Consider the following 24,652-nt stretch of genomic DNA (forward strand, 5'->3'; position numbering starts at 1 on the left):
CGCGACATGCAGGCGCTGCGAGTTGACCCGGAGCACAGGGAGTTGCCATGACCCAGGAAACGTCGGGACGGTCCGCAAGCGACGAAGAGACGCGGTCTCCGGAATTCCACCCCTACCACCACCCGGCGGCGGGCTGGGGTGCCGCGAAGAGCGTGTCACGCTTCGTGATACGCGAGGGCGAGTTCGTGGACGGCCCGCGGGCCATACGCAAGATGAACCACGAGGACAAGGGCTTCGACTGCCCCGGCTGCGCCTGGCCCGACGACCTCAAGGGCCTCAAGCTCGACATCTGCGAGAACGGCATCAAGCACGTCACGTGGGAGATGACCCGCAAGCGCGTGGACCCCGACTTCTTCGCCGCGCACACCGTCTCCGAGCTGGCCACATGGAGCGACGCCGCCCTGGAGGACCAGGGCCGCCTGACGCACCCGATGCGCTACGACGCGGACACCGACACCTACGTCCCCGTCTCCTGGCAGGAGGCCTTCGACCTGGTCGGCCGCACCCTGCGCGGCCTCGACGACCCGAACCAGGCGGCGTACTACACCTCCGGCCGGCTCGGCAACGAAGCCACCTTCCTCTACCAGCTGATGGCCAGGGAGCTGGGCACCAACAACCTGCCCGACTGCTCCAACATGTGCCACGAGGCCAGCGGCCGCGCCCTCCAGGCCGCCCTCGGCACCGGCAAGGGCACCGCCGACCTCAAGGACTGGGAGGTCACCGACGCCCTGTTCATCCTCGGCGTCAACGCGGCCTCCAACGCGCCCCGGATGCTCACCTCGCTGGCCGAGGCGTACAAGCGCGGCGCGCAGATCGTGCACATCAACCCGCTCGTCGAGGCCGCCGCCCGGCGCACGATCATCCCGCACGACTTCGTGGACATGGCGCTGTTCAAGTCCACCCCCACCAGCACGCTCAACCTCCAGCCGCGCATCGGCGGCGACATGGCGCTCCTGCGCGGCATGGCCAAGGCGATCCTCGCCGAGTCGGAGACCGACCCCAAGGCGCTGGACCGCGAGTTCATCGAGCGGTACACCACCGGCTTCGAGGCGTACCGGGCGCTCGTCGAGGCCACCACCTGGAAGGAGATCGAGGAGCAGAGCGGTCTCACCCGGGCCCAGGTCGAGCAGGCCGCGCGCGTCTACTGCGACGCCGACCGCTCCATCTTCAGCTGGTGCCTCGGCGTCACCCAGCACGAGCACGGCGTGGACACGGTCCGCGAGATCGTCAACGTGCTGCTGCTGCGCGGCAACCTGGGCCGCGAGGGCGCGGGCCCCTCGCCGGTGCGCGGGCACAGCAACGTCCAGGGCAACCGCACCTGCGGCATCGACCACCGGCCCTCCAAGGACTTCCTGGACCGCCTCGCCACCGCCTGCGGGATCGACCCGCCCCGCGAGCACGGCCTCGACACCGTCGGCACCATCGAGGCGATGCACACCGGTGACGTGAAGGTCTTCGTCGGCATGGGCGGCAACTTCGCCCTCGCCGCGCCCGACACCGCCTACACCTTCGACGCGCTGCGCGAATGCGAGCTGACCGTCCAGGTCAGCACCAAGCTCAACCGCAGCCACCTGGTCCACGGCAGGCAGGCGCTCATCCTGCCCTGCCTCGGGCGCACCGAGAAGGACAGCCAGGAGGGCGGCGACCAGGCGACCTCGGTCGAGGACGCGATGAGCATGGTCCACCTCTCGCGCGGCATGAAGCGCCCGGCCTCCGAGCACCTGCTCTCCGAGCCCGCGATCATCGCCGGCATGGCCCGCGCCGCGCTCCCCGACAGCGCCACCCCCTGGGAGTCGTACGTCGGGGACTACGACCGCATCCGCGACACCATGGCGAAGGCGCTGGAGGGCTTCGAGGACTTCAACCGCCGCGTCCGCCTCCCGCTCGGCTTCCGCATCAAGCAGCCCGCCCGCGAGCTGGTCTTCCGCACCCCCTCCGAGCGCGCGGAGTTCTCGGCGGCCGAGCTGCCGGACGTGCTGCCCAAGCCCGGGATGCTCAAGCTGGGCACCATGCGCTCGCACGACCAGTGGAACACCACGATCTACTCGGACGACGACCGCTACCGGGGCATCAAGAACCTGCGTGAGCTCGTCTTCATGAACGAGGGCGACATGAGCGAGCGCGGCCTGAAGCTCTTCGACGAGGTCGACATCACCAGCGTCGCCAAGGACGGCAGCACTCGCAGCGTGTACCGCTACAAGGCGGTGCCCTACGACATCCCGCAGGGCTGTGCGGCCGGGTACATGCCGGAGATGAACGTGCTGTGCGCCATCGGCGACTACAGCACGCAGAGCGACCAGCCGCTGATGAAGAACGTCAACGTGCGGGTGGTCCCGGCCGGTTCCGGGGAGTAGCCGCCGGACGGACCGTGCGGGCGCGGCCGGTTCCCTCGCCGGGACCGGCCGCGCCCCCGCCGTCAGCCGCCGATCCGGATGTTCCGCCGGGTCGTCGCGCCCGTCTTGGGCAGCAGCACCGTCAGCACGCCGTCGGACAGGTCGGCCTGTACGCCGTCCACGTTCACGTCGCCGGGCACGCGGACGCCGTAGGAGAAGCTGCCCGTCCTGCGGCGGAGCGCGTTGGTGCCCTCCGTGTCGTCGAGCATGCCGTGGATGTGCAGTTCCCGGCCGTCCACCTCGACGCTGACCTGTTCGCGCGGGATGCCGGGGAGTTCGGCGCGCACCAGATAGGCGTCGCCCGCGTCCTCCTCCTCGACCAGCGGCATCCAGTGCCGCGCCGGGCTCTCCGGCTGCGCGGACTGCTCCACCAGGCGGCTGACCTCGCCCCACAGCTGCTGGAGTTCCACCACGGGATCGTGACCGGCCCACCAGGCCGACCTCGCGGTCTTGGCGACGTCCGCTCGTTCGTCCATGCCCTGTCTCCGATTCGTCTCCTCGGCTCCTTGCGCATGTCGAGTGTCATCCATAAGAGAGGAGAAGGCATCCGGAGCAGCCCGTGAAGAGGCCGGGAAAAGCGGGGTGGAAAACTCCCCGGAGCCCTTGCGGGAGCCCGCCGGGCTCCGGTTGCGGCGCACTGGACATCGCGGTTCAGTGAAAACCTGATCCGTCGCGCACCAGGAGCTGCCATGTCGATGTCGTTCGGCTCACCGTTCGGTTCGTCCGACCCTTTCAGCGATCTGCTGAATCGGTTCTTCGGCATGTCGCCGGCGTCCTCGCCCCCAGCAGTCCAGCGCGTGCCCATCGGCCGGCTCCTGACCGAGTCCTCGCAGGAACTGCTCAACCTGGCGGCGCAGCGCGCGGAGGAGGACGGCACCTCCGACCTCGACACCCAGCACCTCCTCTGGGCGGCCACGAAGGTCGAGCCCTCGCGCCGACTGCTCGCCCAGGCCGGGGTGAACCCCGACAAGCTGGCCCAGACGATCGCCGAGGTGCTGCCCAGCGAGTCCGGCACGCCCTCCGCCGAGCCGGGTCTCACCCCCGCGGCCAAGCGCACCCTGGCCGACGCCTTCGCGCAGTCCCAGGCGGCCGGTGTCTCCTACATCGGCCCCGAGCACATCCTCGCCGCCCTCCTGGACGACGCCGACTCGGGCGCCGGGCGTCTGCTGTCCGCCGAGGGCGTCGACGGCAGGAAGCTGGCGTCCCGCACCGAGCAGGCCGCGCGGCAGGACCAGGGCAAGGGCGGCGGCCCCACCAGCACGCTGGACGAGTTCGGCCGCGACCTCACCGAGGAGGCCAGGCAGGGCAAGCTGGACCCGGTGGTCGGACGCGCCGAGCAGATCGAGCAGACGGTCGAGATCCTCTCCCGCCGCTCGAAGAACAACCCGGTCCTCATCGGCGAGCCCGGCGTCGGCAAGACCGCCATCGTCGAGGGCCTCGCCCAGCGCATCGTCATCGGGGACGTCCCCGAGACGCTGAAGGACAAGCGGGTCGTCGCCCTCGACATGTCGGGCCTGGTGGCCGGAGCGCAGTACCGGGGCCAGTTCGAGGAGCGCCTGAAGAAGGTCATCGAGGACGTCCAGGCGTCCGAGGGCGAGATCATCCTCTTCATCGACGAGCTGCACACCGTCGTCGGCGCGGGCGCCACCGGCGAGGGCTCGATGGACGCGGGCAACATCCTCAAGCCCGCCCTCGCCCGCGGCGAGCTGCACGTGGTGGGCGCGACGACCATCGACGAGTACCGACGGTACGTCGAGAAGGACGCCGCCCTGGAGCGCCGCTTCCAGCCGGTCATGGTGCCCGAGCCGAGCGTCGCCGAGACGGTGCTGATCCTGGAGGGCCTGCGCGACGCCTACGAGGCGCACCACCAGGTCCGCTTCGAGAACTCCGCGCTCGAAGCCTGCGCCGGGCTCTCCGACCGGTACATCACCGACCGCTTCCTCCCCGACAAGGCCATCGACCTGATGGACCAGGCCGGTGCGCGCGTCCGGCTGCGCAGCGCGGCCCGCTCCACCGAGGTCGTCCGCCGCGAGGACAAGATCGCCAAGCTCCAGCGCGAGCTGGACGAGGCCGTCTCGGGCCAGAACTACGAGAAGGCGAACGACCTCAAGGGCAAGATCGCCGAGGTCGAGGCCGAACTCGCCGGGATCGAGGAGCGCCGCGAGGGCGTCGTCACCGTCACGCCGAACGACATCGCGGACATCGTCTCCCGCCGCACGGGCATCCCCGTCTCGCAGCTCACCGCCAGCGAGAAGGAGCGGCTGCTCAAGCTGGAGGACGAGATGCACGCCCGCATCGTCGGGCAGAACGAGGCCGTCACCGCCGTCTCCCAGGCCGTACGACGCAACCGCGCGGGCATGGGCGACCCCAACCGCCCGGTCGGCTCCTTCCTCTTCCTCGGCCCCACCGGTGTCGGCAAGACCGAGCTGGCCAAGGCCCTCGCCGAGCTGCTCTTCGGCGACGAGGACCGCATGATCCGCTTCGACATGAGCGAGTTCCAGGAGAAGCACACCGTCGCCCGCCTGGTCGGCGCGCCTCCCGGATACGTCGGCTACGAGGAGGCCGGACAGCTCACCGAGAAGGTCCGCCGCCAGCCGTACAGTGTGGTGCTCTTCGACGAGATCGAGAAGGCCCACCCCGATGTCTTCAGCACGCTGCTGCAGATCCTGGACGACGGCCGCCTGACCGACGGCCAGGGCCGTACCGTCGACTTCCGGCACACGGTCATCATCATGACGTCGAACATCGGCGCCCATCTGATCCTCGCGCACCAGGGCGACGTGTCCGAGATCAAGGACGACCTGCTGGACGAGCTGCGGGGCCGGTTCCTGCCGGAGTTCCTCAACCGCATCGACGACATCATCATCTTCCACAGCCTCTCCGAGACGGACCTCTCCCAGATCGTCGACCACCTGCTGGCGCAGACCCGCCGCCGGGTGGAGGCGCAGGGTCTGCACCTGGAGGTCACCGAGGCCGCCAAGAAGCTGCTGATCGCCCACGGCCACCAGCCGGAGTTCGGCGCCCGGCCGCTGCGCCGCACGATCCAGTCGGAGCTGGACAACCGCATCGCCGAGCTGCTGCTCAGCGGCGAGGCGGAGCCGGGCGACACGATCGTCGCCGACGTCCGGGACGACTCGATCCACTTCTCGGTGCGCAAGGAAGGCGCCGAGCACGAGGACGACAAGGGCAGGCACGCCGAGAAGAAGACGGACGCGAAGGCCGGGAAGGCCAAGAAGGACGCCGAACCGGCCGCCAAGAAGACCGCCTCCGGCGGGCGCAAGAAGGAACACAAGGACGCCGAGCACGAGGAGTCGAAGAAGGACTGACCGCCCCGGGCCCGCCCCTCGCGGCGGGCCCGGCAGGCGCTGCCCGGGCGTGACCAGCGACCGGGCTCTCATCGAGGGAGCACCGATGGCGCACCATCACAAGACGAACAAGGAAGTCGAGGGCAACCCCGACCGCGACCACGGGCGCGGGATGCCCCGCCGTCCCGACGAGGAGCGCCTCGAGGAGCGCACCCGCGAAGACGAGCGGGACGTGGGCCTGCCCGTCCGCGAGCCGGAGAGCCCCGAGCGCGTCTACGAGCAGGAGCGCAGCGAGATCGACCGCCAGGTGGACCGGGGCGAGATCGAGACCGGCAAGGTCACCCGCAAGGAACGCGACCCCTTCCCGCCGTCCGACTACGACAACTGACCGCGGGTCGCCGCACTCCGCTCGAACCGCCGCCCCGGCACCGTCCGGGCGGCGGTTCCTGCACGACGCACGACGTGCCCGCCGCCCAGTCAGGAAACAGAACAGGCGCACGCGAACGACGGGCCCGGGCCCGTCGTTCGCATGCGCCTGCCAAGGCGGGCGGGGCCCGCCCCGGGGGCGGTCAGCCCTGGCCGCCCGGCGTGCCGAGCGAGACCACGACCGCCGTGGCCTTGCCGTCCGGCGCGTCGTACGACACCGTGTCGCCCGCGCGGTGGCCGAGCAGCGCCTGCCCCAGCGGACTGTCGGACGTCACCAGGCTCGCGTCGCGCGAGTCGGCGATCTCCCCGATGTGCAGCGTCTGCGTCGTGTCGTCCGAGAACCGGATGGTCACGGTCGTGCCGACGCCCACCACGTCCTCGGGCGGCGGACCGGCCAGCTCCGACTGCTTCAGCCGTACGGTGACCTTCTCGATGCGGGCGTCGAGCCGCCGCAACTGGTCGGCGCGCTGCAACTCGTCGGCCTGGTCGGCGCGGTCGCCCACCTCCTCGGGGTCCTTCAGCGTCGAGGCCACCAGCGCGCGTTCCTCGCGCAGGTCGGCCAGCTCCTGTTCGAGCGCGTGACGTGCGTCGGCGCTGATGGGCTCGGGGTCACCGGTCATCCCTGCTCCTGAGGTACAGGCGTACTAGCTGGACAGGAGAAACCTAACCGCGCCGTCAAGTCGCCTGCCAGTCGGCGGTGTCGTCGGCGCGGTGCGCGGGTTCAGCCGCCCGGCACCCACGGCCGCTGCCAGGGCACCCCGCCCGCCACCAGCGCGTCGGCCTGCGGCGGCCCCCACGAGCCGGGCGGGTAGGGGTGCACCGGCGGGGGATAGGTGAGCAGCGGCTGCACGATGCGCCAGCACTCCTCCACCACGTCCTGCGGCGCGAAGTAGCGGTCGTCGCCGGTGAGCGCGGCGTACAGCAACCGCTCGTACGGCGCGAGGGGCGCGCCCAGTTCACGGGCGAAGATGTTGTCCAGCGGGACCATGCGCCACGCCGAGTTCTCGTCCAGCGCGGACAGTTGCAGCCGCATCCCGGCCTCGGGGTCGATGCGCAGCACGATCTGGTTCCCGGCGACCCGGCACGGATCGGGCAGGAAGTTCAGCGTGGGCGGCTCACGCAGGATCAGCCGCACCTCGGTCACCCGCACCGGCAGCCGCTTGCCCGCGCGGATGAGGACCGGCACCCCCGCCCAGCGCCAGTTGTCGATGCCGAGCCGGAGCGCGGCGTACGTCTCCGTCGTCGATCCCGGTGCCACCCCGGAGATCTCCTGGTAGCCGGTGTACTGGCCGAGCACGCAGTCGTGGGGGTCGGCCTCCGGCATCGCGCGCAGCACCTCGACCCGCTTGGCCCACAGGTCGGCCGCGCCGGAGCCGACCGGCGGGTCCATCGCCACCAGCGCCAGGACCAGGAGCAGATGGTTCTGCACCACGTCCCGTACGGCGCCCACGTCGTCGTAGAAGCGGCCGCGCTGCTCCACCCCGAACTCCTCGGCCAGGGTGATCTGCACGGCCGTCACGCTGTCGCGGTGCCACACCTCGGCCAGCGCGGAGTTCGCGAACCGCAGATACTCCAGCTCGATGACCGGCTCCTTGCCCAGGAAGTGGTCCACGCGCAGGATCTGTCCCTCGTCAAGGACCTGGGTGAGCTGCCGGTTCAGCGCCCGCGCCGAGGCCAGACCGTGCCCGAAGGGCTTCTCCAGCGCCACCCGCGCCTGGCCGAGCAGCCGCGCGGCGGCCAGCTGGTCCACGATCGGGGTGAACAGCGAGGGCGGTGTCTCCAGATAGAACAACGGGCGTCTGCGACGGCCCAGTTGATCCGCCAGACGGTGGTAGGGGCCGGGGCCCTGGAGATCGCCGTGGATATAGCTCAGCCGGCCGGCCAGCCGGTCGAAGACGGCCTCGTTGACGGACGGTTCGGCCGCCTCCACCGCCTCGCGGGCCCGCTCCACGAGCTGCGCGTCCGTCAGTTCCCGGCCCGCCATGCCGATCACCGGGCAGTCGAGCAGCCCGCGCCGCTCCAGCCGGTACAGCGCGGGGAACGTCATCTTCTGCGCGAGGTCCCCGGTCACCCCGAAGATCACCAGAGCATCGGCTTCCCACGAACCGGGCATGGGCTCCCGCTCCTCACCGTGGACGCGATCCTTCCCCGCAATCGTCCGCGCCCCCGACCTCGTACGCGACTCGGCCGGTCGGCGGTGGCCCGGCGCGGGGACGGCAGGTACGGTGTCCGCACGCGCCGCGCGGAGGCGAGTCCGCCGCGCGGCCGGACCGAGCCGTCGAGAGCCGCAGGAGGTATCCCATGTCCTCGAAGCGCCGTCGTAAGAAGAAGGCCCGCCGCGGCAACGCCGCCAACCACGGCAAGCGGCCCCAGAGCTGACACCGGCCTGAGCCGAACGGGCCCGGGCGCCTCTCCCTCGGGGGAGGAGCCCGGGCCCGGCCTTGTTCCGCTGCCCGATGCCTCAGCCCCGCCGCGCCGGTTCCCGCACCTCGCCGCGGCCGCCGCCCGGACCTCCGAAGCGGGCCTGGAGGGCCGCGTCGATCTCCTCGTACGTGCGGTCCTTCGTCTCCGGGACGAAGCGGGCCACGAAGAGCAGGCCGAGGAAGCAGATCACCGCGAAGACCAGGAAGGTTTGGCCCTGGCCGATGGCGGCGGCCACGGGCAGGAACGCCTGGCTGACGGCGAAGTTGGCGATCCAGTTGGCCGTCGTCGCCGTGCTCGAACCCAGCGCGCGCACCCGAGGCGGGAAGACCTCGCCGACCAGCACCCAGAAGACGGGCCCGAGACCACCCGCGTACGCGGCGGTGTACAGGATCATGCACACCAGGGACAGCTCGGAGTTCCAGCCCGCGATGAAGCTCAGGCCGAGCAGTGCCACCAGGAGCGCCATCCCGGCGAGCGAGACCAGGAGCAGGGTGCGGCGGCCCGCGCGGTCGATCAGCCGGGTCGCCAGGACGGTCATCACCAGGTTGATCACGCCGATGAACACCGAGTAGAAGATCGAGTTCGAGGCGCTCAGACCGGTCTTCTCGATGATCGTCGGGGCGTAGTAGATGATCGTGTTGATGCCGCCGAACTGCTGGATCACGGCCATCGCCAGGCCGACGGCCAGCGCGGGGCGCACTCCCGGGGTGAGCAGCGTGCGCCAGCCCACCGGGCGCTCCGGCGCCTCGCCCGGCTTGCGGCGCGGTCCCGGCACCTCGTTGCGCAGCCGGGCCACCACCCGGTACGCCTCCTCGGGCGGCAGCACCCGGTCCAGCACCTCGCGCGCCTGCCGCCAGCGGCCCCGGCGCACCAGCCACGGCAGCGACTCGGGCACCACCAGCAGACAGCACAGGGTCAGCACGGTCGCCGGGACCGCGCCGAGCGCGAACATCAGCCGCCAGTCGCGGCTGGACGCGAACGCCAGGTCGACGAGGTACGACACCAGGATGCCGAGCGTGATCATCAGCTGGTTGGCGCTGAGCACCCGGCCCCGGACACGGGTGGGGGAGATCTCCGAGAGGTACACCGGGACGGTGGCCGAGGCCGCGCCCACCGCCAGGCCGAGCACCACCCGGCCGATCAGCAGCGTGCCGTAGGTGGGCGCCGTCGCCGCGACGGCCGTACCCACGAGGAAGACCGCGCCTTCGAGGGCGACCGCCTTGCGCCGCCCGAGCGCGTCGGCGAGGCGCCCCGCGCACAGCGCGCCCACCATCGCGCCGACGAGCAGGACGCTGACGATCGTGCCCTGCTCGGTGGGGGAGAGGCGGAAGTCGTCGGTGACGAACAGCAGCGCGCCGGAGACGACCCCGGTGTCGTAGCCGAACAGGAAGCCGCCGACGCCGATCATCGCCGCCCACCGGTAGATCCTCCGCATCCCCTCGGGCGGCACCTCGGTCACCGGCCCGCGTGTCCCCGGTTCGCGGGAGAACCCCTGCATCTGCGCGTCCCCTTGTCCTCGGCGTGTCCTGGGAGTGCGTCCCGGGCGAGGGCCGGGTGGCGGTGCGGGCAAGGTCTTCCGCACCGGGCCGCCGGGGAAACGGGCGCGGACCTGGGCGGGTACGCCTTTCGCCCGGACGGACGGCAGCGCTGGCCGGGGTGCGCACAGCCGCCGAGACTGGACGGCGAACGCCGGCCCCGGCGGCCTAGGGCCTGTCTGACAATTCCCGTCTGCCTCGCGACGCCATGCACTCCCCCAAGCTCTTCGAGCAGGGGGCGCCCCCACTCGCCGCGCCGGCCCCAGACCCAAGTACGTCCAGTACGAGGATCTGGAGCCGACACGCCGAGAGCACGCACCTGACGCCGCGAGGCCGCCCTTCGGGCGACGACGCGAATTGTCAGACAGGCCCTGGGCCCGTCCCGTACGGGCCGCACCCGCGTGTGCGCCGCCACGCCGGGACTTCCCGCACCGAAGGGGATTACTGTCCGGCTATGAGCGAACAGGGTGAACCCGAGCAGGAGCCGGGGAAGAACGCGCGCAAGGGCCCCTATCTGGACGCCCGGGTGGGCTCCGCGGCCGGTCCGGGCGCGGGCGGATCGACCTTCACGGTGCTGGTGGCGGCCGCCGCCAACCTCGGCGTCGCGCTCGCCAAGGCCGTCGCCGGTGTGCTCAGCGGCTCCAGCGCCATGCTGGCCGAGGCCGGGCACTCGGCCGCCGACACCGTCACCGAGGGGCTGCTGTTCGTCGCGCTCAAACGCAGCCGGAAACCGGCCGACGACGACCACCCCCTCGGCTACGGCCCCGAGCGGTACATCTGGGCGCTGCTCGCCTCCGTCGCCACCTTCGTCGGCGGTGGCGTGTTCGCCCTCTACGACGGCATCCACGCCCTCACCCACGGCGAGAAGCCGGGCAACCCGCTGATCTCGTACATCGTGCTCGCGGTCGCCTTCGTCCTGGAGGGGCTCTCCCTGCGGACCGGCCTGCGACAGGCCACCGGACGCGCCGAGCACTTCCGCGTGCCCATCCTGCGCTACCTCCAGCACACCCCCGACACGGCCGTGAAGGCGGTCGTCATGGAGGACTCGGCCGCGCTCATCGGCCTCGCCCTCGCCGCGCTCGGCCTGCTGGGCGGCCAGCTCACCGGGTCAGGGGTGTACGACGGGATCGCCTCGATCCTCATCGGTGTGCTGCTGATCATCGTGGCCTGGATCCTCGGCCGCGCGAACACCGAACTCCTCGTCGGCCGCGCCCTGCCCAAGCCGATGCGGGACGCGGTACGCCGCGAACTGCTCTCCGTCGACGCCGTCCAGGAGGTCCTGGAGCTGACGACCATGGTGCAGGGCCCCGGCGAGATCCTCATCGCCGCGAAGATCGACTTCCGCGACGTCTCCACCTCCAGCCAGATCGAATGGGCCTGCGAGGAGGCGGAGACCCGTCTGCGCACCCTGATCCCGGCCGTGAAGCGCGTCTACCTGGACCCGACGCCACCCCGCACCCCTTCGCCTCCGGCGGCCTGACGCGCGTGAGCGGTTGGGCTCGGTCCGTCACCTCCGGTAGGGGGCAGGGGCAACTCGGGCCCGCTGTAGGCGACCTGGGCCTACCCCACCCCCCCGGCCTGACCGGCCTGACCGGAGCCGGGTCGGGCGGACCGGCCCGAATTTTGGCGCGCGCCGGTCGGGACCGGTGCTCCCGCCGATTCCCCGCGCGGGCCCCGCTCGGCCCGTAACCCGCGCTGCGCATGAGCGGGCCCCGGGAGTGGTCCCCTGCTCCCGGGGCCCGCTTCCGCATCGGCTGATCCGCCCGATCGGGTCCGCTTCGAGTGGGTGACCCGGGCCGGGACTGCTCATCCGCCCCGGGCGCGTGCTCCGGGCGGGCTCCGGTACGGGTTGGCTCCGGCACGGGGCGGCTCCCACTCGGCCATGTCACCGCGACGTCGCGCGTCCGGTCTTCGCCCTGCCGGGACCGGCCCCGTCATGCCGGGCGCGGCACCATGCGGGACAGGCCCTGGCGGTCGTAGTAGCGGGTGGCGGTGAAGCCGAAGACGAGGGCCACGGCGAAGCCGATGGCGATCATCTGCCAGCCCCGGTCGAGACCGGCGTCGGCGCGGGCGTCGAAGTAGAGGATCGCGCGGACGCCGGCGGCGAGCTGGCGCATCGGTTCGAAGGCGCCGAGGAAGCGGTAGAAGCCGGGCACCGCCTCCAGGGGGACGGCGGCGCCCGAGGACGGCAGGGCGAAGGCGATGAAGACGAACATCGAGACGAGCTGCCCGAGGCTGCCGAACGCCGCGTTGATGGCCTGCACACCGAGGCCGACGGTGAGCGTCGCGCAGTAGGAGAAGATCCACAGCAGGCCCGGGTGCGGGGCGTCCATGCCCAGCGCGCCGATCGTCGCCAGCATGATCAGCGACGTGGTGAGCAGGGAGAGGCCCGCCGTCATGACCATCTTCAGCACCAGCATCTGGGTACGGCTGATCGGGACCGTCGGCTTGCGCGAGTGCCAGGGGCCGATCTCGCTGTCCGCGTAGCCGAGGGCGCTGTCGACCGTGTTGTGGATGATGTTGCCGCCGATGAACCCGGACAGCACCAGCAGCAGCGCGTAGTAGAAGGCGCTCAGACCGAGCCCGCTGTGCGCCCCGATGGGGTGGCCGACCTCGGTACGGACCTCCACCGGGTCGGCGATCAGCACCCGCGTGGACGCGCTCCCGCCGCGCACCACCGGGGAGGCGGACAGCTGCTTGCCGACCGACAGCGAGATCTCGTGCGCCGCCCGCTGGTTGATCTGGCCCGCCAGCGAGGAGGCCAGGCTGCCCACGCCGGGGTTGGTGAGCACGGTCAGCGTCGGCCGCTTGGCGGCGCGCGCGGTGGGCAGCGCCGCCACCGTGTCCGTGAAGTCGGCGGGGATCACCAGCACGCCGTAGAGCCGACCGGTGTCCAGCCGCTCCTGCGCCTGCGCCCGGGTCAGCCTCAGCCAGCGCACGGCGCCTCCCTGCGTGGAGGTCAGGACGGCGCGGCTCGCCTGCGCGCCGATGTTGGTCCGCTGCCCCGGCAGCGGCCTGCCGGTGTCCTCGTCGACCACCGCCAGGGGCAGCCGGTGCAGGCTCCCGGTGGGGGTCAGGATTCCGCCCATGTAGAGAAGGGAGAGGAGCAGCGACACCAACCCGGTCATCACGGCCGGAACGATCCACAGCTTCCCCCTGCGCAGCAGCCGGCGCGCCGGGAGCCGGTGGACGGAGGGGCGCGGAGGCTTCCCGGAGGCCATACAACTCCAAGGTCGGGGCGGCGGCGACGCACGGACGGCCCGCGCGCAGACGACGATAGATCGCCCGCGGGCGAACCGGACGACGCGACACTTTTCTCCCACGAGGGCTCACGCGTCCCCTCGCAGCCGAGCGGCGCACGCGTCCTTCCGGGTGACCGGACGGGTCCGACCTCGTAGGGTTCCGGTACCGCGCCCGTACGGCGTGCCCCCTGCGGCACCCCGCGAGCGCGCCCCCGCGAGTGAAGGGACACCCCGGCTCAGTGACCTCTCCACGCCTCCCTCCCCGGCCGTTCGTCGTGATCGGCAACACCAACCTCGGCCGTCGCGTCTGCGCGACCCTCCAGGAACGCGGCCGCGCGGTCACCCACCTGGCCAAGCCCGGCGACCGGGAGCTGCGGGCCGCGCTCGCGGACGGTGCCGACGGCGTCGCGATCCTGCTGCACGACGACGTGGCCGCCCTGCGCTACGCGCTCGCCGTCGCCCACCTGGTGCCGGACGTCCCCATCGTCGCCACCGTCTTCGACCGGACCGTCTCCGACGAACTCGAACGCCTGCTGCCCCAGTGCGACGTGACCTCGCCCGCCGACCTCGCTGCCCCCGCGCTCGCCGGACCCTGTGTCGACCCGGCCAACCTCGCCCTGGAACGTTCCGGCGAACGGCTGCGCGCCGTACGCGCCCGCGACGGCGTGCCCCGCCTTGAGGAGTGGCTGCCCTACCGGCGCGGACCGGGCCACCGGGTGGGACGGCTCGCCGGCCAGCTCCGGCCGTACGACGCGGGCGCCCGGCTGCTGCTCATCGGGCTCTTCGGCATCCTCGCCGTCCTCGCGGGCGACTGGTCCTGGATGGTCGCGCACGGCCATCCGCCCGCCGAGGCCTTCTTCCACGCGGCCCGCGTCGTGGCCGGGGTCGGACCGGCGACGGCCGGCGAGGACGAGACCGGCTACCAGATCGCCTCCGGGCTCGCGATGCTCGCCACCCTGGTCTTCAGCGCCCTGTTCACCGCCGGGATCATCGAGCGGATGCTCGGCCTGAAACTGATCGGGCTCATCGGCCCGCGCACGCTGCCCCGCTCCGGGCACGTCATCGTCGTCGGCATGGGGCAGGTCGGCATGCGGCTCGCCGCCGAACTCCAGCGGCTCGGCATCCCCGTCGTCGGCGTCGAACGCGACCCGCACGCGACGACCGCGCGCCTCGCCCGCTCCCTCGGCATCCCCGTCATGACCGGCCACGGCGGCGACCGGGCCGTCCTCGAACGGCTGCGGCTCGGCCACGCCCGCGCGCTCGCCGCCGTCGGCTCGGACGACCTCGACAACATCGCCGTCGCCATCGCCGCCCACGGCGTGGCACCCGGTACCCGCATCGTCGTCCGGGCGGGGGAGCACGAGGCCATCGCGGAGACCCGCTCCCTGCTCCCGATGGGCACCGTCCGGGACGTCACCAGCCTGGCCGCCGCCTACGTCCTCGCCCGGCTGCTGCGCGAGCCCGTCACCGGAGTGGTCGCGTACCAGCACGACATCTGTCTCCAGACGGACGAGGAGACCTTCGTCCCCTTCCCCCTCACCTCCCGCGACCACTGCCCGCACCCGAACGGGACCGCGTCCGCGCCGGAGACCCCGGCGCCGCACCACTGAGCGCGGCACCTGGCCCCTCCTCGGGCGGCGCGGGCGGAGACGAGACCGAACACTGGGAGAAGACCGCTTCTTTCGACGGAAGGATCTCCCCATGGGTCTGCTGCACCGCAAGGATCTCGGACTCCTGGCGCTGCGCCTGGGCACCGGCGGCGTCCTGGCCGCGCTCGGCGCGCAGAAGCTCCTCGGCTGGTTCGGCGGGGGCGGGATCGACGGCACCGCCCAGGCGATGGAGGCCATGGGCTTCAAGCCCGGCAAGCCCAGCGCCATCGCCTCGGGTCTCGCCGAGGGCGGTGGCGGCGTGCTGCTCGCGCTCGGACTCGCCACCCCGGCGGCCGGCGCCGCGGTGGCGGGCGGCATGTCGGGCGCCGTCGCCGTGCACCGCAAGTCCGGGTTCTTCATCACCTCCGGCGGCTACGAGTATCCGGCCTACCTCGGCTTCGTCGCGGCGACCGTCGGCCTGTTCGGCCCCGGCCGCTACTCCCTGGACCGGCTCATCGGCTACCGCCTCGACCGGCCCGGCCTGATCGCGCTCTCCTTCCTGGCGACCGGTGCCGCCGCGGCCGTGGTCGTGGGCCGCAGGGACCGGGCGGTGACCGAACAGGCGAAGGAGAGCGCGCGGCGGACCGCGAAGGCGAGCGCGGCCAGGCCGAAGTGAGCATCTGCTCGTGCGCCGCGCCCAAATGATGCGCACATGCGAGCATAAAGCGCGAAATGCCTCGAATATGCAATGAAGGACTCGGCCTCCCGGGCCGGGTCCTTTGTTTTCCGCATTTCGATCCCGGCCGCCGGCCGTTCTCCAACATGGCCGCGAGGCAAGGGAATTGACCTTTCCGCCCCGAATTTCCCGGCCATTGCGCGTCGCGTGGCGGGGGGTCTTTCACCGGCATACTCTGGCCTAAAGCGCCATATATGGGATATGGATGCCTGCCCAACGGCGGAAGGGTGAGAGCCTTGAGCACCTTGGACGAAGAACAGTCAAAGATGATGGAAGCGGAGACGGATCTCGAGCCCCGAGTGGGCCCGATCCCCAAAGGGGAGCCGTACTTCCACCCCTACCATCACCCCGCCGCAGGATGGGGCGCCGCCACGAGCGTGACGAAGTTCCTGCTGCGCGAGGGCACCCTGATCGAGGGCCCGCGGGCGATCATGAAGATGAACCACGAGAACGGTGGTTTCGACTGTCCCGGGTGCGCCTGGCCCGATGACACCAAGGGCCTGAAACTCGACATCTGCGAGAACGGCATCAAGCACGTCACCTGGGAGCTGACCCACAAACGGGCCGGCCGGGAACTCTTCGCCCGCCACACGGTGAGCGAGATGCACGAGTGGAGCGACTACAAGCTCGAGGACCAGGGCCGTCTCACCGAGCCCATGGTCTACGACGCGGCCACCGACCACTACGTGCCGATCTCCTGGCACGACGCGTTCGAGCTGGTCGGGCGCCACCTGCGCAACCTGGAGAACCCGAACCAGGCGTCGTACTACACCTCGGGACGCCTCGGCAACGAGGCGACCTTCCTGTACCAGCTGATGGCGCGCGAGCTGGGCACCAACAACCTGCCCGACTGCTCCAACATGTGCCACGAGGCCAGTGGCCGCGCCCTCCAGGCATCGCTCGGCACCGGAAAGGGCACGGTCGACCTGAAGGACTGGGAGGCCACCGACGCCCTGTTCATCATCGGCGTCAACGTCGCCTCCAACGCGCCCCGGATGCTGACCTCGCTCACCGAGGCCTTCGACCGCGGCGCGCAGGTCGTCCACATCAACCCGTTCATCGAGGCGGGTGCCACCAAGGCGATCATCCCGCACGACTTCATGGACATGGCCACGTTCCACGCGACGCGGACCAGCACGCTGGACCTCCAGCCGAGGGTCGGCGGCGACATGGCGCTGCTGCGCGGCATGGCCAAGGCCGTCCTGGAGCAGGCGAAGACCGACCCCAAGGCCATCGACAAGCTGTTCATCGATCGCCACACCACCGGCTTCGAGGAGTACCGCGCCCTGTGCGAGGCCACTCCGTGGGAGGAGCTGGAGCGCCAGTCCGGGCTCAGCCGGGCCGACATCCTCAAGACGGCGCGCATCTACACCGACGCCGACCGCTCGATCATCAGCTGGTGTCTCGGCGTCACCCAGCACGAGCACAGCGTCGACACGGTCCGCGAGATCGTGAACGTGCTGCTGCTGCGCGGCAACCTCGGCCGCGAGGGCGCGGGACCGTCCCCCGTGCGCGGGCACAGCAATGTGCAGGGCAACCGCAGCTGCGGCATCGACCACCGCCCGGAGCCGGAGTTCCTGGACCGGCTGGCCGAGGTTTGCAAGATCAACCCGCCGCGCGACCACGGCCTCGACACCGTCGGCACGCTCCAGGCGATGAACCGGGGCGACGTCAAGGTGTTCATCGGCATGGGCGGCAACTTCGCCCTCGCCGTGCCGGACTCGCCGTTCAGCTACGAGGCGCTGCGCAACTGCGACCTCACGGTCCAGGTCAGCACCAAGCTGAACCGCAGCCACGTGGTGCACGGCAAGGAGGCGCTGATCCTTCCGTGCCTCGCCCGCACCGACAAGGACCACCAGCGCAACGGCATCCAGAGCACCTCCGTCGAGGACTCGATGTCCATGGTGCACCTGTCGGTCGGCATGAAGCGGCCCGCCTCCAAGCATCTGCTGTCGGAGCCCGCGATCATCTCCGGCATGGCGCGTGCGGCGCTGCCCGCGAGCCCCACGCCGTGGGAGTGGTACATCGAGGACTACGACCGCATCCGGGACACCATGTCCGAGGTGCTGGACGGCTTCGAGGACTTCAACCGCCGGGTGCGGCTGCCGCTGGGCTTCCGCATCAAGCAGCCCGCCCGCGAGCTGGTCTTCCTCACCGAGTCCGGCAAGGCGGAGTTCTCCCACGCGCCGCTGCCGGACGTCATCCCGCCCGCGGGCATGCTGATGCTCGGCACCATGCGGTCGCACGACCAGTGGAACACCACGATCTACTCGGACAACGACCGCTACCGGGGCATCAAGAACCTGCGTGAGCTCGTCTTCATGAACGAGGACGACATGCGCGAGCGCGGCATCTCGGAGTTCGACCCCGTGAACATCGTCTCCACGGCGAAGGACGGCAGCCATCGGTACCTCGACGGCTACCTCGCCATCCCGTACGACATGCCGCGGGGCTGCGCGGCCGGCTACATGCCCGAGATGAACGTCCTGATCGCCCTGTGCGACTACAGCACCCAGAGCGACCAGCCGCTCATGAAGCAGGTGAAGGTCCACATCACCGCGGCGACCTGACCCCCGGCGAAGGACAGGCGGCCCCCCTCCTGGTGAGGGGGGCCGCCTGCCGTGCGGGCGCGCGAGGGGACGGACGCGGCCCTGTCGGGCGCCCGGCCATCCGAGCCGTACCCGGTGACCCCGGGCCCGGCGAAGCCCCCTCCGCCCGCGCCCGCCGCGGACATCGCGGACGCGGCAGGGGATTGCCGCTGTGCGCCGGGTGGGCCCTGCGCGGCCGCCACGGGCGCGGTGCGCCACAGCAGTCCGGCGCGCCGGGGCCCTCACGGCGCGAAGCGGGAACCGGGAGAGCCTCCTCCGGTCGGTGGCTGCCTTCGTGGGCGTCGCCGCCGCATGGCCCGGGCGCCGCGGTCGTCCTCGGTACCGGACGTGGCGGGCCACCGCCGCCGTGCGCCGGGTCGGGCCGGCGTGACCGCCAAGGGCGGGGCTCGCCAGGGCAGTTCGACGCGGCGAGGCTCCCCCGTTCCGGAGTGGAACGGGGGAGCCTCGGCCTCGGGGGACTGTTTCTCAGTGGCCCGACGGGATGTGGTGGACGGCGATGCGCTTGCTGAACACCCAGTACGTCCACCCCTGGTAGAGGACGATGAGGGGGGCGAAGATCGCCGCGACGATGCTCATCACGGTCAGCGTGTAGGAGCTGGACGAGGCGTTGCTCACCGTCAGGGACCAGTTGGGGTTGAGCGTGGAGGGCATGACGTCCGGGAAGAGCGCCAGGAACAGCATCGAGATCGCCGCCACGATGCTCAGCCCGGAGAAGATGAACGCCCAGCCCTCACGGCCCAGTTGGTTGAAGAACAGGGCCACGGGAAGCGCCACGAACGCGACGATCATGATGGCGAGGCTCCGGCCGTCGCCGGAGTTCACCTGGGTCCAGATGAGGAAGGCGAGCACCAGCGGAAGGGTGATCAGCCCCAGCAGGGGCACGAACTTCCGCGCCCGTTCCCGGATCTCACCCGCCGTCTTCAGCGCCGCGAAGATCGCGCCGTGGGTGACACAGACCGCCAGCAGGGCGAACCCGCCGAGGATCGCGTACCCGTTGAACAGCTCGCCGGGCGTGCCCACGTACGACTTGCCCGCGTTGATCGCGACGCCCTGCACGATGTTGGCGAAGATGACGCCCCACAGGAACGGCAGGATCAGCGAGGTCCAGAAGGTGACCTGCTCCCAGCTGCGCTGCCAGCGGGGGTTGTCGCGTTTGCCGCGGTACTCGAAGGACACGCCCCGGGCGATCAGACAGAGCACGATGATCAGCAGCGGGATGTAGAAGCCGCTGAACAACGTGGCGTACCACTCCGGGAAGGCCGCGAAGGTGGCGCCGGCGGCCGCGATCACCCAGACTTCGTTGCCGTCCCAGACCGGGGCGATCGTGTTGATGAGGACGCGCCGTTCCTTGTCGTTCCTGGCCATCACCTGGGTGAGGACGCCGATGCCGAAGTCGAAGCCCTCGAGGAAGAAGTAGCCGACCCAGAGGAGGGCGATCAGGATGAACCAGAGATCGTGGAGATACATGACCGTCCGTCCTCAGTAGGCGATGGCGAGGGGCTTGTCCTGGTCGTCCGGGGACACCCGCATGGTCGGGTCCTTGGACGGCGGTTTCTCCTCGACGTCCGGACCGGGTTTGGCGTACTTGACCATGAGCCCCCCTTCGACCACCGCGAGAATCGCGTAGACGACGCTGAGCGCGGCCAGCGAGCCGATCTGGGTGCCGATGCTCACGTTCGGGGAGACGGCGTCCGCGGTCTTCATCAGGTGGAACACCACCCAGGGCTGGCGGCCCATCTCCGTGAAGATCCAGCCGAAGCTGTTGGCGATCAGGGGGAAGCCCAGCGTGAGCATGACGATGCGCCAGCTCCACTTGGTGAAGAAGTCGTTCATCCTGATCTTGTTGGTGATCATCAGGTTGGGCGGCTCGTCCTCACCGGTGCGGTATCTGGACTCCAGCCAGAATTTCTTGCGTGTGAGCCAGAGGCCGAGGACGCCGATGCCGAAGCTCGTCATCCCGAAGAAGATCATGAGCCGGAAGCCCCAGTACGTCATGAAGATGTTCGGGATGTAGTCCTCGCGGCTGCCGCCGAACAGTTTGACCTGTTCGTCGGCCCGGTTGTTGATGCCGGGTACGGGCGAGTGGAAGTTGCTCTGGGCGAGGAAGGACAACAGGCCGGGCAACTCCAGCGCCACGTCGTTGCGGCCCTCGTTGACGTTGCCGACCGAGAGGATCGAGAAGGGTGCGGGTCCCTGGGTGTCCCACAGGGCCTCGGCCGCGGCCATCTTCATCGGCTGCTGCCGGAACATGACCTTGCCCAGCTGGTCGCCGCTGAACGCGGTCAGGATGCCGGCGACGAGCATGACGACGAGTGCGCACCGGAAGGACGCCCGCATGGCGGCGATCCGCCGGCGGTCGGTGTCCTTGCCCTTCTTGGCCCGCCACAAGTGGTAGGCGGCGATGCCCATCACGAAGGCCGCGCCGGTGATGAAGGCCGCCGACAGGGTGTGCCAGACCTGCGTCAGGGTCGTGTCCTGGAACAGCACGCGCCAGATGTTGGTGAGCCGGGCCCTGCCGGTGAGGGGGTCGATCCGGTAGCCGACCGGGTGCTGCATGAAGGAGTTGGCCGCCAGGATGAAGTACGCCGAGAGGAAGCTGCCGATCGTGACGACCCAGATCGTCGCGAGATGCACCTTCTTCGGCAGCCGGTTCCAGCCGAAGATCCACAGGCCGATGAACACGGACTCGAAGAAGAAGGCGATCAGCGCCTCCATCGCCAGGGGGGCGCCGAAGACGTCACCGACGAAGCGGGAGTACGTGGACCAGTTCATGCCGAACTGGAACTCCTGGAAGATGCCCGTGACGACACCCAGCGCGAGGTTGATCAGGAGGAGCTTGCCCCAGAACTTGGTCGCGTGGAAGTACTTCTCCTTCCCTGTCCGCACCCAGGCCGTCTCCAGACCGGCGACGATGCCTCCCAGACCGATGCTGAGCGGGACGAAGAGGAAGTGGTAGACGGTGGTGACACCGAACTGCCATCGGGCGATGGTCTCGTGAGCGATTGCTAGTTCCACTGCGTCCTTCTCTCGCTTCGATCCAGCCGCATTGTGGCTAAAAGGTATCTCCAGCGCATAGTCGCGTCGACTCGAACAAATGCGGAGCAACCGGGCGAGCCGGGAAACAGGCCCCGAGACTCGGGCGCCCTCCCATGTTCGGTGTGCCGAACGGGTGATCGATCGCACGGACGGGGGCGGCCCGTTCGGGTGAGCGGGGGTGCCGGTGCGGGGTGTCGCCGGAGCGGTGGCCCGCCCGTGTGGGCCGCACATGCGTACCGAAAGGGCGGATTCCGGGCGCAGATGCGACCTTTATGTGGCATTTATTCCGTAAATGGTTTGCCCCCACAATCGAATAGGGGCGGCATTGCCTATTGCTTGTCCCGCTTTACCGCACGTTCGGCGCATAACCGGCCGGTAATCACGCGAGAACGGCGTCTCCGAGCCACTGCGCGGCCAGCAGAGCGGCCCGTACGGGGAAGTCGTCGTCGAGGGCGCGGGCCCCTCCCGGCAGCAGCGCGGACGCCTGGCGGACCCGGTACTGGACCGAGTTGCGGTGCAGATTCAGCGCGGTCGCGGCGGCGGCGTGACTGCGCCGGTGGGCGAGGAACACCCGCAGCGTCTCGCGCAGCACCGCACCGCGCGCACCGGGCGCGGCCAGCTCCCCGAGCGTGTCCGTCACGAAGTCCCGTACCGCCGCCGGATCGCCCGCCATCAGCGCGACCGGCGCCACGTCGGCGTAGTGCACCCAGTGCGGGTCCTCCGTGCCCTTGCCGCCCGCGGCCCCGGACCGCGTCCCCAGCACCTCCCGGACCCGGGCCGCCTGACGGGCCGAGGAACGGAAGCCCTCCAGACCGGCGCCGGGACGGCCGACGGCGGCGTGCAGCGACGTTCCTTCGGGCGGCACCAGATCCGTGCGGTCCGCTCCGCCCCGCGCGGGCAGCGCGAGCCACAGCCGCACCTCGCGCTCGTCGGTCGGCACGACCAGCGCGGCCCGCGCGCGCAGCGCCGCCGTCGCGTGGGCGCGCACCTCGTCCACGGCGGTCAGCAGGTCGAAGGAGGTCATCCGGCCCGTGGGCCACAGCGTGCAGGCCACGTGCACCGCGTCCAGCGGATAGTGCAGCGCCCGCTCGGCCGCCGCCCGGTCCACCGGGCCGCCGCCCAGCAGCTCGCCCACCCACCGTCGGCGCTCCCCGTCCTGGCTCGCCACCCAGCGTTCGCGCTCACGCTCGTAGGCCCGCCCGACCTGCTCGCAGATCTGGTCGATGTACAGCGCGGAGCGGCGCACCAGCGCCAGGACGACCGCCACCCGGTCCTCGGCCGGCAGTTCCTCGGCCAGGGTGAAGCAGTCGTCGAGCACTCGGGAGTGGCCGATGCGGTAGGCACGGACGAGGGCGGAGAGCGACACGTCGCGCTGGGCCAGGATCCGCGCGTACGCCAGCGCCGCCGACGGGGCCTCCAGCAGATCGGCGTCGAAGTCGCGCCCCACGAAGTTGAGCGCGGCCACCACGTTCTCGGTGATGCTCGCCTCCAGCAGCGAACGGGTGGCGGCGTCGTGGTCGAGGTCGTCGATCCGGCCGAGCGTCATCCGCACGAGGTCGGCGACGACACCGTCCCGCCTCTCCCCGAAACGGTCGGCCAATCGGCTGACCAGGGCCTGTTCTGTCGGCATGTGCGCACTGTAGGCCGTCCGGGCCCGGCCGGGACTGTGCGCGGAGCACGAAAGCCGCCCCGGATGTTGTGGCGCGCGGCCGTCGCCGCCGAGGCCGGGGCGCCCCTATCTTCGCCTGGTTCCGTCCCCTCCTGGAGCGAAGGACCCCCATGACTCTGAGCCGGCTGCCCGCCGTGCGCGCCGAACAAGCGCCCCACGCCCCCGCCCTCACCGACGAGGAGAACGGCACCCTGTCCAACGCCGCCTTCGCCGATCGGGTCGAGGACTGCGCCGACCGTCTCGCCCGCCTGGGTGTGCGCCCCGGCGACATCGTCGCCGTCCAGCTCCCCAACCGGGCCGAACTCGTCGTCACCCTGTTCGCCGCCTGGCGGCTCGGTGCCGCGCTCACCCCGGTCAACCCGGCGCTGACCCCGGCCGAGACCGGCCATCAGCTCGGCGACAGCGGGGCCCGGGTGCTGGTGACCGACCAGGTGCGCGAGGGGCTGCCGGAGTCCGTCGCCGTCCTCACCCCGGACGACCTCGCCCACCCGCTCCCGCCGTCCGCCCACCCGCTCCCGCCGTCCGCCCACCCGCTCCCGCCGTCCGCGCGCCCGGTCGCCGCCGAGCCCGGCCCGGACGATCTCGCCCTCGTCATCTACACCAGCGGCACCACCGGCAGCCCCAAGGGCGTCGAGCTGACCCACCGCAACATCGACGCCATGACCGCGACGATGATCGAGGCGACCCGGCTCACCGAGGCCGACCACAGCCTGCTCGTCCTGCCGCTGTTCCACGTCAACGGCATCGTCGTCGGCGTCCTCTCGCCGCTGCGCGCGGGCGGCCGGGCCACCGTCCTGGGCCGCTTCAGCGCCCGGAACTTCTTCGCCGAGGTCGAGCGCGCCCGCCCCACCTGCTTCTCCGCCGTCCCGGCCATCTACGCCATGCTGACCGGCCTGCCGCCCGAGGTGCGCCCGGACACCTCCTCGCTGCGCTTCGCCGCCTGCGGCGCCGCACCCATGCCCCCGCAGCTCATCGCCGCCTGGGAAGAGCGCTTCGGCGTACCGGTCGTCGAGGGCTACGGACTCTCCGAGGCCACCTGCGCCTCCACCGCCAACCCCCTGGACGGACCGCGCAAGCCCGGCACCGTCGGACCGCCGCTGCCCGGCCAGCGCGTCGCCGTCATGGACGAGCACGGCCGGCTGATCACCGATGGCAGCACCGGCGAGGTCGTCATCTCCGGGCCCACCGTCATGCGCGGCTACCTCGGCAGGCCCGAGGAGACGGCCGCCGCCGTCCGGGACGGCTGGCTGCACACCGGTGACGTGGGCCGCCTGGACGAGGACGGCTATCTGGTCCTCGTCGACCGGCTCAAGGACATGATCATCCGGGGCGGCGAGAACATCTACCCCAAGGAGATCGAGACCGTCCTGCACGACCTGCCCGGCGTCCTGGAGGCAGCCGTCGTCGGCCGCCCCGACGACGTGCTCGGCGAGGTGCCGGTCGCCTTCGTGGCCCCGCGCGAGGGATCGGACCTCACGCTCGCCCAGGTCACCGCCTTCTGCGCCGAGCGCCTCGCGCCGTACAAGCGGCCCGCCGAGGTGTTCGTCGTCTCCGCGATCCCCAAGAACCCGGTCGGCAAGCCCGACAAGCCCGCGCTGCGGCGCCGGGCGCTGCTCGCGCCCGCGTGACGTGATCCCCCCCGGCGCAGGCTGCCGTTGCCCGCGCGCCCCTCTCCCCGGCCCCTACGC

The 24,652-nt window shown here is 71.1% G+C and carries 16 protein-coding genes; 8 read left to right on the forward strand and 8 right to left on the reverse strand.

Features of this window, described 5'->3' with window-relative positions; all coding sequences use genetic code 11:
- The first annotated feature begins 47 nt into the window (after positions 1 to 47).
- A complete protein-coding gene (locus tag AB0E91_RS24540) occupies positions 48 to 2,354 on the forward strand; it encodes an FdhF/YdeP family oxidoreductase (RefSeq protein ID WP_361785794.1) in 2,307 nt (768 codons plus the stop codon).
- 62 nt (positions 2,355 to 2,416) lie between these two features.
- Here the strand turns inward: AB0E91_RS24540 and AB0E91_RS24545 are convergent, their stop codons facing one another.
- The gene (locus tag AB0E91_RS24545; RefSeq protein WP_361785797.1) at positions 2,417 to 2,869 is read right to left on the reverse strand and encodes an Hsp20/alpha crystallin family protein; all 453 of its coding nucleotides are present in this window, start codon (positions 2,867 to 2,869) and stop codon (positions 2,417 to 2,419) included.
- Between the two features lie 213 nt (positions 2,870 to 3,082).
- On the opposite strand from AB0E91_RS24545, the gene AB0E91_RS24550 reads away from it, so the two are divergent.
- Both AB0E91_RS24550 and AB0E91_RS24555 read left to right on the forward strand, forming a co-directional pair.
- Positions 3,083 to 5,719 (forward strand): ATP-dependent Clp protease ATP-binding subunit, encoded by a 2,637-nt coding sequence (locus AB0E91_RS24550; RefSeq protein WP_361785800.1) that lies wholly within the window; start codon positions 3,083 to 3,085, stop codon positions 5,717 to 5,719.
- Between the two features lie 85 nt (positions 5,720 to 5,804).
- On the forward strand, positions 5,805 to 6,086 hold the full coding sequence (locus tag AB0E91_RS24555; protein WP_361785803.1) for a hypothetical protein: 282 nt from the start codon (positions 5,805 to 5,807) through the stop codon (positions 6,084 to 6,086).
- 181 nt (positions 6,087 to 6,267) lie between these two features.
- Here the strand turns inward: AB0E91_RS24555 and AB0E91_RS24560 are convergent, their stop codons facing one another.
- The 3 genes from AB0E91_RS24560 to AB0E91_RS24570 all read right to left on the reverse strand — a co-directional run bounded on the left by AB0E91_RS24560 (position 6,268) and on the right by AB0E91_RS24570 (position 10,046).
- Positions 6,268 to 6,744: a GreA/GreB family elongation factor gene (locus AB0E91_RS24560; RefSeq protein WP_361785806.1), complete on the reverse strand. Its 477-nt coding sequence runs from the start codon at positions 6,742 to 6,744 to the stop codon at positions 6,268 to 6,270.
- A gap of 101 nt (positions 6,745 to 6,845) precedes the next feature.
- Positions 6,846 to 8,237, reverse strand: coding sequence for a glucose-6-phosphate dehydrogenase (locus AB0E91_RS24565; protein WP_361785809.1), 1,392 nt, complete (start codon positions 8,235 to 8,237; stop codon positions 6,846 to 6,848).
- Positions 8,238 to 8,585: 348 nt separating this feature from the next.
- Positions 8,586 to 10,046 carry a sugar porter family MFS transporter gene (locus AB0E91_RS24570; RefSeq protein ID WP_361785812.1) on the reverse strand — a complete coding sequence of 487 codons (1,461 nt, stop codon included), beginning with the start codon at positions 10,044 to 10,046 and terminating at the stop codon, positions 8,586 to 8,588.
- A 491-nt stretch (positions 10,047 to 10,537) separates the two neighbouring features.
- Here AB0E91_RS24570 and AB0E91_RS24575 point away from each other — a divergent pair, with 491 nt between their 5' ends.
- Positions 10,538 to 11,563: a cation diffusion facilitator family transporter gene (locus AB0E91_RS24575; RefSeq protein WP_361785815.1), complete on the forward strand. Its 1,026-nt coding sequence runs from the start codon at positions 10,538 to 10,540 to the stop codon at positions 11,561 to 11,563.
- Between the two features lie 454 nt (positions 11,564 to 12,017).
- Here the strand turns inward: AB0E91_RS24575 and AB0E91_RS24580 are convergent, their stop codons facing one another.
- Positions 12,018 to 13,304 carry a DUF3533 domain-containing protein gene (locus AB0E91_RS24580; protein ID WP_361785818.1) on the reverse strand — a complete coding sequence of 429 codons (1,287 nt, stop codon included), beginning with the start codon at positions 13,302 to 13,304 and terminating at the stop codon, positions 12,018 to 12,020.
- A gap of 260 nt (positions 13,305 to 13,564) precedes the next feature.
- On the opposite strand from AB0E91_RS24580, the gene AB0E91_RS24585 reads away from it, so the two are divergent.
- The 3 genes from AB0E91_RS24585 to AB0E91_RS24595 all read left to right on the forward strand — a co-directional run bounded on the left by AB0E91_RS24585 (position 13,565) and on the right by AB0E91_RS24595 (position 18,220).
- Complete coding sequence (locus tag AB0E91_RS24585; RefSeq protein ID WP_361785821.1) at positions 13,565 to 14,935, forward strand: NAD-binding protein; 1,371 nt, start codon at positions 13,565 to 13,567, stop codon at positions 14,933 to 14,935.
- Positions 14,936 to 15,026: 91 nt separating this feature from the next.
- Positions 15,027 to 15,590, forward strand: a complete 564-nt coding sequence (locus AB0E91_RS24590; RefSeq protein ID WP_361785824.1) for a DoxX family membrane protein — start codon at positions 15,027 to 15,029, stop codon at positions 15,588 to 15,590.
- A 326-nt stretch (positions 15,591 to 15,916) separates the two neighbouring features.
- Positions 15,917 to 18,220, forward strand: coding sequence for an FdhF/YdeP family oxidoreductase (locus AB0E91_RS24595; RefSeq protein WP_361786218.1), 2,304 nt, complete (start codon positions 15,917 to 15,919; stop codon positions 18,218 to 18,220).
- A 504-nt stretch (positions 18,221 to 18,724) separates the two neighbouring features.
- On the opposite strand, the gene cydB is transcribed toward AB0E91_RS24595, so the two are convergent.
- The 3 genes from cydB to AB0E91_RS24610 all read right to left on the reverse strand — a co-directional run bounded on the left by cydB (position 18,725) and on the right by AB0E91_RS24610 (position 22,925).
- Positions 18,725 to 19,726 carry a cytochrome d ubiquinol oxidase subunit II gene (cydB, locus tag AB0E91_RS24600; RefSeq protein ID WP_361785827.1) on the reverse strand — a complete coding sequence of 334 codons (1,002 nt, stop codon included), beginning with the start codon at positions 19,724 to 19,726 and terminating at the stop codon, positions 18,725 to 18,727.
- Positions 19,727 to 19,738: 12 nt separating this feature from the next.
- A complete protein-coding gene (locus AB0E91_RS24605; RefSeq protein WP_361785830.1) occupies positions 19,739 to 21,274 on the reverse strand; it encodes a cytochrome ubiquinol oxidase subunit I in 1,536 nt (511 codons plus the stop codon).
- A 400-nt stretch (positions 21,275 to 21,674) separates the two neighbouring features.
- Complete coding sequence (locus AB0E91_RS24610) at positions 21,675 to 22,925, reverse strand: helix-turn-helix domain-containing protein (RefSeq protein WP_361785833.1); 1,251 nt, start codon at positions 22,923 to 22,925, stop codon at positions 21,675 to 21,677.
- 149 nt (positions 22,926 to 23,074) lie between these two features.
- Between AB0E91_RS24610 and AB0E91_RS24615 the strand changes: the two genes are divergently transcribed.
- Positions 23,075 to 24,592, forward strand: a complete 1,518-nt coding sequence (locus AB0E91_RS24615; protein ID WP_361785836.1) for an AMP-binding protein — start codon at positions 23,075 to 23,077, stop codon at positions 24,590 to 24,592.
- Positions 24,593 to 24,652: the final 60 nt, after the last annotated feature.

The organism is Streptomyces sp. NPDC026659, assembly GCF_040638245.1.
GTDB lineage: Bacteria > Actinomycetota > Actinomycetes > Streptomycetales > Streptomycetaceae > Streptomyces.